This window comes from Verruconatronum alginivorum (assembly GCF_056590205.1).
In genome coordinates, this window is sequence record NZ_JBWPVQ010000001.1 from 4,292,993 (window position 1) to 4,309,517 (window position 16,525).

11 protein-coding genes are annotated in these 16,525 nt (G+C 60.9%); 7 read left to right on the forward strand and 4 right to left on the reverse strand.

Annotated elements, in window-relative coordinates:
• Positions 1–2 precede the first annotated feature (2 nt).
• On the reverse strand, positions 3–680 hold the full coding sequence (eda, locus tag ACWUI2_RS15410; protein ID WP_486983742.1) for a bifunctional 4-hydroxy-2-oxoglutarate aldolase/2-dehydro-3-deoxy-phosphogluconate aldolase: 678 nt from the start codon (positions 678–680) through the stop codon (positions 3–5).
• Between the two features lie 7 nt (positions 681–687).
• Positions 688–1,812, reverse strand: a complete 1,125-nt coding sequence (gene dgoD, locus ACWUI2_RS15415; RefSeq protein WP_486983743.1) for a galactonate dehydratase — start codon at positions 1,810–1,812, stop codon at positions 688–690.
• 64 nt (positions 1,813–1,876) lie between these two features.
• Between dgoD and ACWUI2_RS15420 the strand changes: the two genes are divergently transcribed.
• On the forward strand, positions 1,877–2,701 hold the full coding sequence (locus ACWUI2_RS15420) for a helix-turn-helix transcriptional regulator (protein WP_486983744.1): 825 nt from the start codon (positions 1,877–1,879) through the stop codon (positions 2,699–2,701).
• A 22-nt stretch (positions 2,702–2,723) separates the two neighbouring features.
• Here the strand turns inward: ACWUI2_RS15420 and ACWUI2_RS15425 are convergent, their stop codons facing one another.
• Complete coding sequence (locus ACWUI2_RS15425) at positions 2,724–4,760, reverse strand: beta-galactosidase trimerization domain-containing protein (RefSeq protein ID WP_486983745.1); 2,037 nt, start codon at positions 4,758–4,760, stop codon at positions 2,724–2,726.
• A 190-nt stretch (positions 4,761–4,950) separates the two neighbouring features.
• On the opposite strand from ACWUI2_RS15425, the gene ACWUI2_RS15430 reads away from it, so the two are divergent.
• Positions 4,951–7,710, forward strand: coding sequence for a sulfatase family protein (locus ACWUI2_RS15430; protein ID WP_486983746.1), 2,760 nt, complete (start codon positions 4,951–4,953; stop codon positions 7,708–7,710).
• Positions 7,711–7,732: 22 nt separating this feature from the next.
• Here ACWUI2_RS15430 and ACWUI2_RS15435 read toward each other — a convergent pair whose 3' ends face one another.
• On the reverse strand, positions 7,733–8,653 hold the full coding sequence (locus tag ACWUI2_RS15435; protein WP_486983747.1) for an AraC family transcriptional regulator: 921 nt from the start codon (positions 8,651–8,653) through the stop codon (positions 7,733–7,735).
• Between the two features lie 341 nt (positions 8,654–8,994).
• Here ACWUI2_RS15435 and ACWUI2_RS15440 point away from each other — a divergent pair, with 341 nt between their 5' ends.
• The 5 genes from ACWUI2_RS15440 (at position 8,995) to ACWUI2_RS15460 (ending at position 16,257) form a co-directional block, all read left to right on the forward strand.
• The gene (locus ACWUI2_RS15440; RefSeq protein WP_486983748.1) at positions 8,995–9,708 is read left to right on the forward strand and encodes a type II secretion system protein; all 714 of its coding nucleotides are present in this window, start codon (positions 8,995–8,997) and stop codon (positions 9,706–9,708) included.
• Between the two features lie 227 nt (positions 9,709–9,935).
• The gene (locus tag ACWUI2_RS15445; protein WP_486983749.1) at positions 9,936–11,297 is read left to right on the forward strand and encodes a sulfatase-like hydrolase/transferase; all 1,362 of its coding nucleotides are present in this window, start codon (positions 9,936–9,938) and stop codon (positions 11,295–11,297) included.
• Positions 11,298–11,373: 76 nt separating this feature from the next.
• Positions 11,374–13,716, forward strand: coding sequence for a right-handed parallel beta-helix repeat-containing protein (locus ACWUI2_RS15450; protein ID WP_486983750.1), 2,343 nt, complete (start codon positions 11,374–11,376; stop codon positions 13,714–13,716).
• A gap of 55 nt (positions 13,717–13,771) precedes the next feature.
• The gene (locus ACWUI2_RS15455; protein ID WP_486983751.1) at positions 13,772–15,124 is read left to right on the forward strand and encodes a sulfatase family protein; all 1,353 of its coding nucleotides are present in this window, start codon (positions 13,772–13,774) and stop codon (positions 15,122–15,124) included.
• 230 nt (positions 15,125–15,354) lie between these two features.
• Complete coding sequence (locus tag ACWUI2_RS15460) at positions 15,355–16,257, forward strand: hypothetical protein (RefSeq protein WP_486983752.1); 903 nt, start codon at positions 15,355–15,357, stop codon at positions 16,255–16,257.
• The last annotated feature ends 268 nt before the right edge of the window (positions 16,258–16,525 follow it).

Below are 16,525 nucleotides of genomic sequence, written 5' to 3' on the forward strand. Positions count from 1 at the left end.
TTCTATGACTTCGTTTGTTCAATGCAATCCATGGCGCGTCGCGCCGTTTTAGAGATTCCATCCCAATCCTCCGCCTGGATCTGTTTTCGGGGGGCGATCCAGGATCCGCCGACGGCGGGAACGCACGGAAGCGCGAGGTAATCAGTGAAGTTCCGTTCATCGAGGCCCCCGAGAGGAATGTAACCGAGACCGAGATGAGCGTAGGGGGCGTTCATGGACGTCAAATAAGCGGTTCCTCCGCTCGGTTGGGCGGGAAAAATTTTTAACAAACGACACCCGATTTCGACGGCTGCCTCCACTTCCGAAGGGGTGACGATGCCGGGAGCGAACGGCAAACCGGCTTGCGCCGCTTCCTGGACCACCTTGGGATTGAAGCCCGGAGCGACCGCGAAAGCGGCCCCCCCGGCCACCGCCTGCGCGACCTGGTCTTGGCGGAGGAGGGTGCCGAGACCGACCAGCATTTCCGGGCATTCACTACGGATGCGGCGCAACGATTCGAACGCGGTCGGGGTTCGCAAAGTCAATTCGATGGCCTGGATGCCGCCCCGCAAAAGGCCGCGCGCCAACGGTACGGCGTGTTCCGGATCGTCGATGACGACCACCGCGACGATCCGGGCTTTCCGGACCCGCTCAAAGAGAGCGTCCGGGAAGAGGGAGGGGGAATTGGGTTCTGTATTCATAAATCAGTTACCATTCCGCGAAGGAACCATCTTTGCGGGTGAACTGCGGAGTTTCCCAGACGCCGTCGAAGCGGTGTTCCTCCAGCCGGGATTCGTCCACTTCGATTCCGAGGCCCGGGCCTTCGGGCACCAGGGCGAAACCATCTTTCACCTGCAAGGGATCCTTTAAATATCCTTCCCCGAGGGTGAGATGCTCTTGGCAGAGGAAGTTCGGGGTGCAGGCGTCGATTTGCAGGCATGCGGCGAGCGCGATCGGGCCGAGGGGGCAGTGTGGAGCGATCGGGATGTCATGGACTTCGGCCATCGCGGCGATCCGGCGCACTTCGCTGATTCCGCCCGCGTGGGAAAGGTCGGGTTGCGCCACGGAGATTGCCTGCTCGTGCAGTAGCGGTTCGAAATCCCAGCGCGAATAGAGGCGTTCGCCCGCCGCGATGGGGATGGTGGTGGCTTGTTTGATCTCCTTCAAGGCCCGGGGGTTGGTCGGGAGCACCGGTTCCTCCACGAAGAACGGACGGTAGGGTTCGAGGACGCGGCAAAGTTGTTTTGCCACCGCCGGGCCGCAGCGTCCGTGGAAATCGAGCGCCATGTCGATTGAATCGCCGAGCGTCTCGCGCAAGCCGGCCACGGTGGCCGCGGCCCGGTCGATGAACGCCGGGGATTCCAGAGGTTCGCAGGCGGGAACCGGGACGAATTTGTAGGCGGTGAATCGGTCTTCCTTCTTGTTCAGCGCCTTGGCGACGTTCGTCACATAATCCCCCGTGTCGGCCACGTTCAGCCAACCATAAAGACGAATACGATCGCGGACTTTGCCGCCGAGGAGTTGATGCACCGGCACCCCGAGTGACTTGCCCAGGATGTCCCAGAGCGCCTGGTCCACGCCCGATAGCGCCGACATTAAAACCGGTCCGCCGCGGTAAAACGTCCCGCGGTGGATCCGTTGCCAGATCCGTTCGATCCGGCGGGGGTCTTCTCCGATCAAGACCCGCGCGATTTCCGCCACCGCCCGCTCGACGGTTTGCGCCCGGCCTTCCAGGACCGGTTCCCCCCATCCGGAGATGCCGGCATCGGTTTCCACTTTTAGAAAAAGCCACCGTGGCCGCACGTGGTAGGTCTTGAAGGAGGTGATTTTCACGCCTTCGATGATAATTGAAAAATATTGCAATTTCTTGCACTTCCATGCCATAAACATGCACTTTATGCACAAACGCTGGAAGATGATCGTCCCCCCGGATTATGCCTTCCACATCTCGGTGGGGTTGGACGAAGCCCGGATGCCGATCGGTCTCCATGACCACGACTTCGCGGAGGTGAGTTGGGTCGCGGAAGGACGGGGGATCCACCGGATCAATGGACGGCGGGTGGAGATCCGGGCCGGTGATCTGGTCATGATCCGGCCCGCGGATCGACACGGGTTCGCCGCCATCCCGGGTGAAAGCTTCCGTCTGGAGAACGTTGCGTTTCCCCGAAAAGTATTGGCGCGGATGCGGCTGGCATATTTTCCGAACGCCAGCACCTGGTTTTGGACCGACGGCCCGATGCCGTTCACGCTCTTTCTCGACGCGGTCCGCCTGGCCGCGCTGCAGGAGGAGCTGGAGTGGCTGCGCCGGGCTCCCCGGGATTCGTTCTCCCTTGATTATTTTCTTTTGTCGCTCTTTCGCCGGATCGGCGGAATGGGACGGTCCGACCGGCGTCTTCCGGATTGGCTCGACGGGGCCATCGGTCATTTCGGGACGCCCGACGATTTGCGGGAAGGAGTCCATCGTTTTTATCGTTTGGCGGGGCGCTCCCCCGGGCATGTCGCCCGGGCGATGCGGGCGCTTTGCGGCCAGACCCCTTCTTCATGGGTCAACGACCAACGGATCGACTACGCCGCCCGGCTTCTGGAGACGACTCTGCTCCCCGTGACGGAGGTCGCGGCCGAATGCGGGATCGAGAACCTGAGTTACTTTCACCGGCTCTTTCGCCGACGCCATGGGACGCCGCCGTATCAGTATCGGAAGCGGCTGCGACCTGTGATGTGACTGATGGGAGGCCGTCGGAAAATCAGCGCGTCAGTTCGATCATTTGGTGGCATTCGATCCGAGGGACTTTGAAGGTGACGCTTCCCCCTGATTGTTCGAAAGGCAATGGTTCGCCGGAAGGAACCAGTTTCACCGCGCGGATGGGTTGGGGAAGGCGAAGGGTGAAACGGACGTCGTTGATTGGAACGATGTCTTCGATCACTTCGATCGAGTCGATCTTCCACGCGGGAAAAACGCGGTCTCCCCGTTTGATCGGAGTCGCGTAAAGGGCGTGGAGAATGTAGCGGTTTTCGTCGGGCTGATCCATCAGGCTGATACGCCCCGACGAGGGGAGGGAAGTGACAGTGGGCATTTTCCCGCCGAGCAGGACTTCCATCACGGCGTAGACCTGGTCGCGGACCAGGGCCGTGGCCCGGTCGGCATATTCGGTGAAGACCTTCGGGCCGAAGTAGGCGATGTTTCCGGCGGCGGTCACGAAAGCGGCGGGAAAACCGCTCTTCTTCGCGTCGGGCGCGTGTTGGTGGGAGCAAAAATGGGCCAGGGTCCGATTGAAATACGGTTCGATCAGGTCGACGAGTACGCGAGAACCCTTCTGTGGACGCACGAGGGAGGAGCCTCCGTTGATCACGAAGGGACCGTCGATGAGCCGGTCTTCGGCGTCGAGTCGCCGGAGTGCGGGGCGGGCCCGCAGAAACTCCATTTCAAAACGGCTGGCGCCTCGGTAATCGCCCACGGGGAAGTGAAAGACGTCCCGGCCGACCTGGAGCCCGGATTCGCCGGAGAGGAACAGTTTGCCGCCGGCATCGAGGAAACGCCGAAGTTTGGTCGCGACTCCATCCGGGAGGCGGCCGTCGTCCGGGAGGATGATCAGGCGGTAGGCCGAGAAATCGGCGTCGGTGTCGATCACATCGAACATGACATGACGTTCCAGTAACATCCGGCAGGCTCCGACGTCTCCCCTCGCGCTGGGATCGACCGGGGTCGATGACTGGAGGGGATCGGAACCGAGCGATTCGATCGAAAGCAAGGCGATCTCGGAGACCGGACGGACGTCCCGGCACCAGGGCTCCTTCGCTTCGACTTCGGCGTAGGCCTTTCCGATCCGCCGATAGGTGTCGGGGTTCATTTCACCGTTCGGGTGAAGTTGGTCGCCGATGGAACAGCGGGCGCCATAGGCGAGCATCGCGGCGCATTCGTAGCGCAGGGCGTTGGGATGTTTGAAGCCCCCGAAATCGCCCCACGAGGTATGAAATTTTCCGGTCATTCCCAGGAAGCCGACGCCGGGCAGCGTCGCCGCGTATTTCGCCGAAAGCGGGAAGTGATCGTACCCCCAGCCGCCCGTGGGGAGTGACTCCAATTCCAAATGGGAAGCGTATTCAAGAAATACCTTGTCTCCCTTCGGGATGTGACCGGCGTTGTGGAAAACGGGCATCGACTTTTTCCGCTTCCGCGCGGCGCGGGTGGCCGCTTCGAAATAACCGCGTTGCACCGCCCGGGCGTGGGCGAGGACATCCGCCGGATCAAGCGGGTCGAGATTTCGGATTCTCATCTCGCGCTGGGCGGTCAGACTGACATCGGGAGCGATTCCGACGATATCGAGAAAAATGCCATCCACCGGGTAGAGCCGGGTCACTTCCTCGATGATCGAGCAGAGGTAGTCGAGGTATCCCCCGCTGAGCGAAAGATGTTTCCAGCCGACGCGTCTCGTATCGAGCCCCTCCGGGGGGACGACCAGCCATTCGGGATGGTCGTGGGCATCGAGTTCGGACCATCCGGCGGTGATGTAAACCGGGGCCTTCACCCCGATCTCGTGGCAGGCTTCGATCTGGGCCCCGAGCAAATCGAAGTCGAGATGAGGATGAACGGTTCCGATCCTGGTCGGATAATACGAATACCCATGGTGGCATTTCGCGAACAACGTGATGGAGTCGACATGGCCGGCCTTCAACATCTCCTGGAATTGCGTCCGGGAAAAGCGGCTGCCGACTCCGGGAATGGCCGGAGAAGTGTGGAAGTCGAGATGAACCTGGCGGAAACGAAGCGAAGATCGGGTGGTCACGGTTGTCCAAAAAGCCGACTTCCCGCCACCGGGTAAAGTCGAATTCGTGGCACCATTCCGCCAATTCATAGGAATACCGTGAACGCGTCCGCTACAGAGGGAAAACCGCGCAGGAACCATCATTTGGCGAGACTGTCCTATTCTTGCCGCTTTACCGGGGATCCCCGCATACCAAGACTGAAAGCATCAGATGAACCGCCTGTATCCCTACGACCTCGTTTTCGATCCCCCCGTGGCGGCCCGGCCGTTGCGTGCCGCCCGGCCGGGTATCCGTGGCCTGGCCTGGATCGTCGCGCTGTGGGCCGCAGCGGCCCTTGGTCCATGGGCCGGGGCGACGCCGAACGTGGTGTTTATCATGGCCGACGATCTGGGGTGGGGGGATCTCCGGGTCTATGGGAACTCCCAGGTGCAAACTCCCGTTTTGGATCGACTGGCCGACGAAGGGCGGTTGTTTCTCCATGCCTACTCAGCCGCCGCGGTCGGTTCGCCGAGCCGGGCCGGGATATTGACCGGAGCCCATCCCGCCCGCGCCGGCATCCACGCCGATTTCGGAACGCCGGAGGCAGAGGCCGATACCGGAATGCCCGGAGCCCTCCCGCACAATCCGCCGATGCTGGCCCGGACCTTGAAACAGCAGGGATACCGCACCGGACATTTCGGGCGCTGGCATCTGGGGGAAACCGACGCCCGGCTTTACGGGTATGAAGAGGCGCGCACGCTCGCCGGCGGAGGGAGTCAGAATGCCTACGATCCGGCTGCGTTCGGCGGGGAGATCGGGTTGTTGCGTCAGAGTTCGGAACAAATCACCGACGATGCGATCGATTTTATCCAACGCCACCGCCACGACCGCTTCTTCCTGCAGGTATGGTATCATGAACCCCATGGGCCCAACCTGCCGAACGAACCCTTTCTCGACTGGTATCCCGCCGCCGACGGGGTGCCGCAACAATGGTTGATCCAAGACCCGCTAATCGCCTATCACGCGGTCGTTTCCAATCTCGATTATCATATCGGCAGGCTGTTGGACGAGTTGGACGCGCTCGGACTCGGGGGCAACACCCTGGTCGTTTTCGCCAGCGACAACGGTCCCGCGGATCACCACGCCTCCGACGTCGATAATCTATTGGGGATGGGGAGCGCCGGGCCGTTTCGGGGGCGGAAGCGAAGTCTTTACGAAGGTGGCATCCGGATCCCGTTCATCGCCCGGTGGCCGGGCACCGTTCCGGCGGGCACCGTTGATTCGACGAACATCGTTTCCTTGCTCGACCTTTTTCCGACCTTCGCCGCCCTGGCCGGGGCCAACGTCTCGGGACTCGGGCTGGAGGGACGGGACATCCGCCCGGCTCTGGATGGGAATTCCATCACCCGGAATCAGCCGTTGTTCTGGGAGTGGCGCCATGCGGGCGCAAGATACACGATCAACCGGAGCCCGACCCACGCGGCCCGCCTCGACCGCTGGAAGTTCCTGATGAACCACGACCAAACGCGCGAAGAGCTTTATGATCTTCTCGCTGACCCTATGGAAGTGGATAACCGGGTGGAAGAATATCCGCAGGTCGCCGCCGATCTGAAGCAGGCTCTCCTGCAATGGCGCGCCGGCCTTCCCGCGTGGAGCGGCTCTCCCGAGGCGGGGCAGCATCAATACGCCTGGCCCGAACCCCAGGAGGGAGGCTACGTCATTCCCGCGGTCGACGCCCGGGCCCTCGATTCATTCGACCGCGCGGATTATGGGTCCGAGTCCGTGCCTTTGGCCGCATTGGCGGTGTCCGGTGGGACGGGTTGGCCTGCCGGAAGTCTCTGGACGGGTGACTCCCGGGTGACTTTCGCTTTCGGCCAGAACCTTTCGTATTGGGCGTTCGGGTACCGGGACGTCGGAGAGGAAGCCGGCGGCGCTTTGACGATGAACGCGGCGGCCAACGTGGACGTGACCCGACGGTTCGCTCCGGGGACGGTCGCCGGGCCGGTGGTATGGACTTCGTTTCTGGTCAACCGGCAATCGGTGAATTCGGTGCTGGACCGGAGCGGGATCACCCTGATCGACGGCGACGGCAACGCTCTCTACATCGGAAGCCGGGCCGCCGGCTTCGGATTGGGATCGACGGTCGGGATCCTCGACCTGGCTGAATCGCCGGGGGTGTTCGGGGGGAACGAAACCCACTTGGTGCTCGCCCGAATCGATCTGGGCGGCGGCCGGGCGGATGCATGGCTGAATCCGCCTGATGTGACGTCGCAGACGAGTTTGGGAACCCCGGACGTGAGTGCCGCGATCCCTCATCAAGTGTTGGATGGCCGGGTCTTTGCCCGTTTCGGGGAGAATGGGACTCCCCGCATCACTTTCGACTCCTTTCGATTGGCGTGGGGAGAGGATGCCGAAGCCGTCTTGAGCGCGGTGGTTCGGCCCAGGAAGGGAATTCCCGCGCCGTTTTTCGCGGTGGCCGGTCCGTTGGAGGAGAGCCGGGCGGCGATCGGACGGACCTACCTGCGGGCGCTGGAGATACACCTGGCCGATGGGGTGGAGCCGTTGCGCATGGAATTCGAGAAAATCTCCGGTCCGGCCTGGCTCGAGGTTTCGGCTGACGGGCTTTTGAGCGGATCTCCTCCAGCCGGAGCCTCCGGGATGAATCGATTCACGGTGCGGGTGCGAAACGCGGCCGGTTATATCCATACCATCGAACTCGCGATTCTCGTCGGTTCGCCATCCGAGCAACCGCCGCCCGCTCCAAAAATTCGTATTCACGGATCGGAGACATGGATACATCTCATTTGGGATGACCTGGAGATCGACGATCTCTCCCATTACGAAGTATGGCGGTCGGAAGACCTGGTGGATTTCGAGCCGGTGGCCGGTCCCTTTTGGAGGGCGGAGTCCTATCAGGAGAACGTCATGGGAAGTGACCGCGCGTTCTATCGGATTCGGGCGGTGGACACCTCGGGAAACCTCTCCCGATGAATTTTTCGGGGCGGGCGGGGAATCACTTGCCGAGCTTTTCGCGGTATTGGCGGGGGGTCAGCTTGGTGTGCTCCCGGAAGATCCGGCAGAAATAACTGACGTCGGTGAATCCGACCGCGTGGGCGACCTCCTTGGTTCTGCTTCCTTCGTTGAGAAGGAGATCGCACGCCGTGTGAATTCGTTTGGTGAGGAGGAAGTTGGGAATTGTCTTGCCGGTGTGTTCCTTGAAGATCCGGCTTAGATGGCGATGGCTGTATCCGAATTGGCACTCCATATCGCGCATCGTTATCCGCTCGGAAAGATGGGTGCGCAAAAACTCCTCCATCCGGTAGGCAAGTTTCAGGTTGGCGGAGGACTTGCCGATCTCCTCCTGGAAGCGTTTGTCCTCCTCCGCGAAGAAATCACCGAAGAAATCCGCGATCAATTGGACAATGAAAACCTGCATCAATTGTCCCATCCGGTGGGGTTGGAGGGGAAGCGCCGGCCGTTCGTTCGCGGCGTCCCAAAGGTTTTTTCGATACTGCTGGAGCATGGACGAGAGGGCGAAGCGGTAAGAGGAGGTCTGGCAGCGATCGCAAATGCGGGTTAGAATCCTTTCACCGCGCGAATCGACCGGGAAGAACCCGAGCATGTAGCTTTCCAGTACGAGAGGCGCGGTCCGGGTTTTCCAACTATGTTCGACGCCGGGGGGGAAGATGACGATATCGCTGTGGTCGGGCGTGATCGCCTTTTCGGCGGTTTCATAGGTGATCGCCCCGTCCTGGACCATGCTGATATCCCACCAGGGATGGGTGTGGCAACCGATCTGGTGGTCTTTGCGCGAGGTTCGGAGCAGGTGGAAATTGATTTCGATCCGCACCGGGCCGAGGTGGAGATCGGGCAAACCGGGGATGACGTGGGCGAGCAGTTGGTTGATTTGTCGAATGGACCTTTGCGAATTCACGGCGGAAGGGCTGTCAGAAGAAAAGTTCCAGGGAATGCCGTTTCTCGGCTCGATCCGAAAAGTTTGATGCCCGGCGAACCGGGGGCAACTTTTATCTGACCCGGAATGGTCTACTCTTAGTAAATGTCCTGATTTTCATATCTGAAAGCAGGACATCCCCGATGCCGGGCGGGTCCGAGGGGAGGCTGGGTCTTGAAAGAGAGGTGCGAGCGGTGGATCTCCATGGAAAAGTCGCACTTTTTGTCTCTTTCCTCCTAGCAAAGATTCTTGAGGACCGGGGGCTTAGGGGCAACGATCACAGCATACATTCGATTCATTGAAGCATCCCAGACCCTATCATCATGAAAGCACATACCAGACATCGTCGCTTACCTCGGAACGGTTTTACTCTTATCGAATTGCTCACGGTCATCGCCATCATCGGGATTCTCGCGGCAATCACGATCGTCACGGTCGGGAACGTGCGGACCGCCGCCGACCGCGCGCATGCCAGCAGCAATCTGCGGGGGCTGTTTTATGCCGCCACGACCTATGCCAACGACAATCAGGACAGAGTGCTGCCGAACCGTTACCAGAACCCTTGGTTCAACAACCAAAATTGGCGGCAGTATCTGGTCGACCTGGGGTACTACGAAGCGGCGGAATCGCTTGAACGAAACGTCGAAGAACTCGGTCACCGTGGATTTGTGAGACGGCATGGGGAGCAGGCTGGTTTGGCCACTTTTGCCATGAACGTACGCATGGGTTACCGGCCGAACCCCGCCGCCGCGCACGGCCCGGGCACCTTTTCCATCGCGGAAGTGCCGACCCGCACGCTCTTCTTCGTCGGCGGGGTTTACCGCGAAGGCTTTTTTCCGGATTCGAGCTACAATGACGTAGCCTGGCCGCAAAACCAGCCCGGGCTTTTCCCTGACGCCGACGATGGCGGGAAAGTCGTGTTACTTTTCCTCGACGGTCATGTGGAGGTTTGGGACGTCAACGACATTCCGCGCGACGAAGCCGCTAATACCGAGGGACGGTTGTTCTGGCGAGGGACCTACACGCGATATCATTGAGTGCTGTGACCGCAGCCGTGCCGGGGCGCCCGGCTCCGGCGCGGTGGAACCGAAAGGCCTAGCAAATGTCTCGATTCTCGCATCGAAGAACCTTGTCCGCTCCCGGCGGCCCATGATCAGAATAGGGCCGCTTGAAACCGATCCTCCTTATGCCTACGAAACGCTCTTCCTGTCACCATTCTTTCTTTCGGCCGGTCCTGTTTTGTCTCGTTTTTTGCCTGTGCGTGATGTCGGCGCCACAATTGTGGGCGAAGGAGCGGCCGAACTTCATCTTCCTGTTCGCCGACGATCTGGGGTGGGGGGATGTCGGCGCCTACGGTAATCCGCTGATCAAGACACCGAACCTCGACCGTTTGGCGAAGGAAGGCCGGTTGTTCACTCACGGGTACGTTTCCGGGTCCGTTTGTTCGCCGAGCCGTGCGGCGGTATTGACCAGTCTCTATCCGGCGAGGACCGGAGTGCACGCGCATTTCGCCTCCCCGGAAGTCAACGCCCAGCGCGGCATGCCCGACGAACTGTCCCCGGATTTGCCGATGCTCTCCAAGACCCTCCAGGAAGCCGGCTACCGGACCGCGCATTTCGGCAAGTGGCACCTCGGAAACGTCGATGCGACGTTGTATGGATTCGATGAGGCGAAAACGATCTCCGGCGGTGGGAGCGAGAACGCGTATGACCAACGCGCCCTGGGAGGCCGGCCCCATCTTTTGCGCCAATCCTCGGAGCTGATTACGGACGACTCCATCGATTTCATGCGGCGCCATCGCGACGAGCCGTTTTACATCCAGGCCTGGTACCAGGAGCCGCATTCCCCGAATCTGCCCCATGAGAGATTTCTAAACCTTTACCAAAAAGCGGGAGGAGTTCCGGCCCAATGGCTGATCCAGGACCCCCTGATCGCTTATCAGGCCGTGGTCAGCAACCTGGATTATCACATCGGGCGTTTGATGGACGAACTCGACGAACTCGGGTTGGGCGAAAATACGTTGGTGATTTTTTCCAGCGACAACGGTCCCGAAGACCATCATATTTCGGGGCAAGCCAACACCCTGGGGATGGGGAATCCGGGGCCCTTCCGGGGGCGCAAGCGGAGCCTTTACGAAGGGGGGATCCGCGTGCCGTTTATCGCCCGGTGGCCGGGACGCGTGCCGGCCGGCACCGTCGATTCGGAGAGCGTGGTCGGATGTATCGATCTTTTCCCGACATTCGCCGCGTTGGCGGGCGAAGACCTTTCCGGCCTTTCCCTCGATGGCGTGGACATTAGTTCGGCCCTTTTCGGACAACCTTTTTCCCGGCCCAAACCTCTATTCTGGGAATGGAGGTATGGGGTGACCGGATACCGAATCAATGTCAGCCCGACGCACGCCGTCCGGTCGGACCGGTGGAAATTCATGATGAACCACGATGGCTCCCGGAAAGAGCTATACGATCTCGTGACCGATCCTACGGAAGTGAACAACCTCGTGCGCGAGCAGCCGCAGAAAGCCCAACAACTGGAGACACTCCTTCTCCAATGGCGCCAGGAGATTCCGACATGGGACGGACCGGCGCACGCCGGGCGGAACCAATATCCCTGGCCGCAGGGCAACTGAGCGGTCCCGGTCGGCCGCCATCGAACGGATGCGGGGAAGGAGACCGCATGACGGATGCTTTATGAAAACAACTACGATGAAACCTGGTTCTTGCCTGGCGCTCTTCCTTTTCGGCGTCCTTAGTCTCTCCTGCACCCAGGCCGAGCCCGGTAGCAGGGTGGTCGAACTGTTCGTCGCCCCCGACGGTTCCAACGAGTGGGCGGGCACGCGGGAGGAACCGTTCGCGGACATCGCGCGGGCGCGGGACGAAGTCCGCCTTCGCAAGGCCGCCGACCGGTCCGCCAGTTTCGTCGTCAATTTGCGCGACGGGGTTTACCGCATCCGGGAGACATTGACGTTCGGCCCGGAGGATTCCGCTTCACGGGGAACCACTATTACCTATCGCGCCTACCCCGGGGAACGTCCGGTGATCTCGGCCGGGGTTCCGGTGGAGGGATGGCGCCGGACCACGGAGTATCCGGACGGGATTCCCGCCGAAGCCCGGGGACAACTGTGGGAAGCCGCCTTTCCGGATGGGATCGACCACTTTTTCATGATGTTCGACGACCAGGGGACGTTGCCGCGGTCGCTGGGCCCTGAACACAAGCCGACCCTTCCCCGCACCGATCGCCGGGTGGCCGATCGAAAAACGCTCCACTTTTCCCCGGGCGCGATCCAGAATTATGAGAACCTCGCCGACGTCGAGCTCTGGATCGTGGCATCCTTTCAATGGACGCAAAACATGCTCCCCCTGGTCTCCGTCGATGAGGAACTCGGCGTCGCCCGCACCGGGGTCCATGGCACTTATCCGCTGGCCCAGCGGGAACGGGGCTATGACCCGAGCCGCTTCCGCGTGGCGAACGCGGCCGACTATGTCGATGAACCGGGCCGATGGTTCATGGACTCGGCGAAACGGACGGTATGGCTATGGCCGCGCGACGGGGAACGGCCCGAAGGCGTCGTGGTGCCTGCGCTGATGGAAATGCTCCTGGTGGAGGGAGACGTCGAGGGCAAGAAGCCGGCGTCGGGCCTGGTCTTCGAAGGGTTGACCTTCAAGCACAATGAACGGGACCGGATGACCGACGACGATATCGGATTGCAGCATGACTGGGAATTCTGGGACAAGCCGAACGCGATGGTCCGATTCCGTTGGACCGAGAACTGCGCAATGCGCGAATGCCTTCTGACGGAGGGCGGGGGCGGGGGAGTCCGGCTCGATCTCCATTCGAAAGGCAATGTCGTGGAAAACAACGAGATTTCGTGGCTCGGCGGCACCGGCGTGGCCCTGGTCGGCGACCTGGTGGGGAGGGATTTTGTGAATCGGGGCAATCGTATCCACAATAACCATATCCACCGGATCGGTCTGGAGCATCATGGCAGCGCCGGCGTCTTCGTCTGGCAAAGCGGGGAGAATGAATTCACCCACAACCGCGTCCATCACACCCCCTACAACGGCTTCAGTGTCGGCGGAGTGATGCCGCCCCATTTTTCGCGGGAGTGGCGGACGACCCGGAAGCGCGAACTGGGCCGGGTGATCGACTATGACCGCTTGCCGTTCGGGGAGATGGACCGGACCCATAGTCCCGATGTGACGTTCCCGATGATTCTTCCGTATTTGTATACTCGCGACAACCTCTTCGCGTTCAACCGGATTTACCGGAACATGGAGGTTTTGGGAGACGGGAATCCGTTCTACATCCGCATGGCGGGAGAAGGGAACATCATTCGCCGAAATTATTTTCACGACGACCACGGCGATCATTCCGCGGGGGCGATGCGCTTCGACGGTCAGCAATCGGGCACATTGTTTGAAGAAAACATTATTTTCCGCTGCACCGGCGGCGCGATCGATTTCCATAAGAAGAACCGGATGCTGAACAACATCATGGTCGATATCCGGGGAAATCCCCAACTCCAGCGGGTGACCGGGGCCTCTTTCACCGGGGCGGACATCGAGAACGCGGGCAACTTTATCCGCACCACTCCGGGCTCGGGATTTCCCAAGGTGGCGATTCCCGATTATTACGAGTCCGAGGTCCGCGGAAATGTCATGGTTCAGCTCTCGCGGAACTTCGTCCCCTTTTATGGGGACACCCGCCATTGGAAGGAGCGCGGGGCGCGCTGGACCGATTTCCGATTGGTGACGAAGACCGACGGCAACCTGATGTGGAGTCCTCACAATGAACGGAGACTACAGCGGTGGCTCGCCGAGGACATGCAGGCGGCCGGTCGCGAGCGGAACACGGTGATCGCCGACCCGATGTTCGTCGATCTGGAGCAACAGGATTTTCGGTTCAAACCCGAGTCGCCCGCCCACGCGTTGGGCATTCCGAGCCTCGACCGCCGGGAGATGGATCTGACCGCTGACTTTCCCGAATGGCTGGCCGCCCGGGTGCGGGACGATTACAACGAACCCCTTCGGATCTCGGGAAATCGCTGATTCCGACCGCCGTCGAAGCCATCACACAGAACACCAACGAAAACCACAAATCACGATGAACCTACGCAGATTCCTCCCCCTTCTCATCGTTCCACTTCTCGCCGTTCCCCTCCGGGGCGGCGATGCCGTGGAACGGCCTAATTTGATCCTAATTCTTGCGGATGACCTCGGCTATGGCGATGTCGGTGCTTTTGGCAGCGACATCCCGACGCCGCACATCGACTCGCTGGCCCGCGACGGGATGAAGTTGACCAACTTCCACGTGCCGGCTTCGGTCTGCACGCCGACCCGGTCGGGGATTCACAGTGGCATCCACCCGGCCCGGTTCGGCGTTTTCGATGTGGCCAACCGGGGCGTCCCGCTGCCCGATGTTCCCACGCTCCCGGAACTCTTGAGGGAAGCGGGCTACCACAACGGGATGGTGGGCCGTTGGGACATGGGCGACCTCAGCCAGGGGCCATTCGATCTGGGATACCGCGAAGTTAGTCGGCGGCCGGACCCGCCGGAAGGGGGGCATGTCCCCACCTACCTCGGCGACGACGGCAGCTACTGGACCGACAACAACATCGAGGAATTGCCGGAGTTCATCGACCGCAATGCCGGACGGCCGTTCTTTCTCTATTTCAGTCCGTTGGCGGTCCATACGCCGGTGACGGATGTTCCGCAATATTACCTCGACCGGGTTCCGTCCACCATCAAACATCCGATGCGGCGGGCGATGGCCGGCACCACGATCGCGCTCGATGACGCGGTCGGGGCGATTCTCGAAGCGCTCCGGCGGAACAACATCGCCGACCGGACCCTGATCTTTTTCACCAGCGACAACGGCGGAGAGTTGAGCGATCACGCGAGCAACGCTCCCTGGCGGGGAGGGAAGGCGACCTACTATGAAGGGGGATTCCGGATGCCGACCGTGGCCCGCTGGCCCGGACGGATCCCCGCGGGGACCGTCTTCGACGGACTCGCCTCGGGCATGGACATCCTGCCGACCTTCGTGGCGGCGGCGGGCGGGACTCCCCCGGAAGACCGCGACGGCAAGAACCTCTTGCCTTATCTTGAGGCCCGAAAGTTCGGGGACGTCCACGAGGCGCTTTTCTTCCGTTATTACTCCCCGGGAATTCGTATCCCTTATAAGGATATGAAAGGAATTCGCAGCGGGCCGTGGCGTTATATTGAATACACCGGCCCGCATAGTCCCGTTATTCAAGGCCGGGAACTCTACCGGATCGACACCGACCCGGGTGAACGGCACAATCTGATCGACCGCGAACCGGAAACGGCGGAACGCCTGCGGGCGATGCTGATGGAATGGAACGAAGGCAATCCGCCCCTTCCCGAAGAGCCGACCCATGGAACGGCCGCCTCGCAGGTCGTTCCCCCTCCCGGCCGCGGCTGGGAAATCCGTTGAGGAAATCAAATTCTTGAACGAAAGGCCGCCACCGATCCGGGTGCGCGGCCTTTTCTTTTTCCGGCAATGTTAAAAAGAGCCGTGCCGATAGTGCCGCACACCTGAGAACTATGCTTTGGCCGGATAATCTTATCCTTGGGAATTTACCCCAATCGCCCGAATCATGAAGATTGTGCACCATAAGTTTTTGGACTTACCCATATCTGAATTCGAACCCGAAAATAGAACCCATGAAAACCAATAATCGTATGACCCTCCGAACCGTTACGGTGATATCAACTCTTCTTGTATCAGCGACCTTGACCGCCGGCGCGCAGGTGATGCTGGTGTCGGACGATTTCAATCGGTCTGACTACGGTGAGACTCAGGTTTCTATTCACGGCACTTCCGGGGGGACGGGTTGGCCCTCCGGCACCTGGAGTTCATCCGGGACGGGCATCCACTTTGCCGAGGGTCCCAATTTCACTTACACCGCACAGGGCTACAGCAATACCGGTGACGGGCCGGGGGCGATGAGGTTGAATTCAGATGCGAGTGGAATCGCCTCCCGCGCGTTTTCTGCTTCTCCGGTTGACACGGATTTTCTTTGGGTATCGCACATCGGGAGGCAGAATAGTGTCACCGGGATTGCGCGCGGTATGGGGTTTCACCTGTACGATGGTACCAACGGAATCTATGTCGGCACACGGGCGGCAGATTTTGGTATTGGCAATGCCAACAATCACACGGTCGGCGTGGCTAGTCAGTCGGGGGCGATTGTAGCCCAACAAGTTTACATGGTGTTGACGAGGATCGATCTGACGACCGGGACCGTTTCCACATGGCTGAATCCGGCCGACGTCCGTTCCGAAGTAAGCTTGGGTGCGCCGACGGTGACTGCTACCGCCGCGCAGCTTGGCTTCACCCTCACGAGTCTGAACGGAACGTTTGCGGTGCGCATGGAGGAGAATGCGAGCCAGGCCAAGGTTTTCGATGCCCTTCGCATCGCTTGGGGCGATGATTCCGAGGCGGCTCTTCAGGCGGTGGTCACTGCCATTCCGGAGCCGGCGACGGTCTCTTTCCTGACGGCTCTCGCCGCCGGATTGGGGGTCTTGTTGCTCCGCCGCCGGATCGGACCGGGCCGGAGCCGCTGACCGGTTTCCCAGGCGGGCACGGTCCAGAGACCGAACGGATTCAATTTCCTGCGACCCGGACGGTGTCCTGCTGTCCGGGTCGCTTCGTTTCTCCCCCCCTTACTTTGAGGCCGGGGAACAACATAAAATGAAACTTCACTTTCGAGGCGGAACCTCTTTGGAGTGCTCCGCGTCCCCGCGGAGCTTTCGAGCGTGCGGAGGAGCCTAGCGGTGCGGGGACGCACCGCACTTCAAAGCGCTTCGCGCGAAAACCTGATCGTCCTGTCTC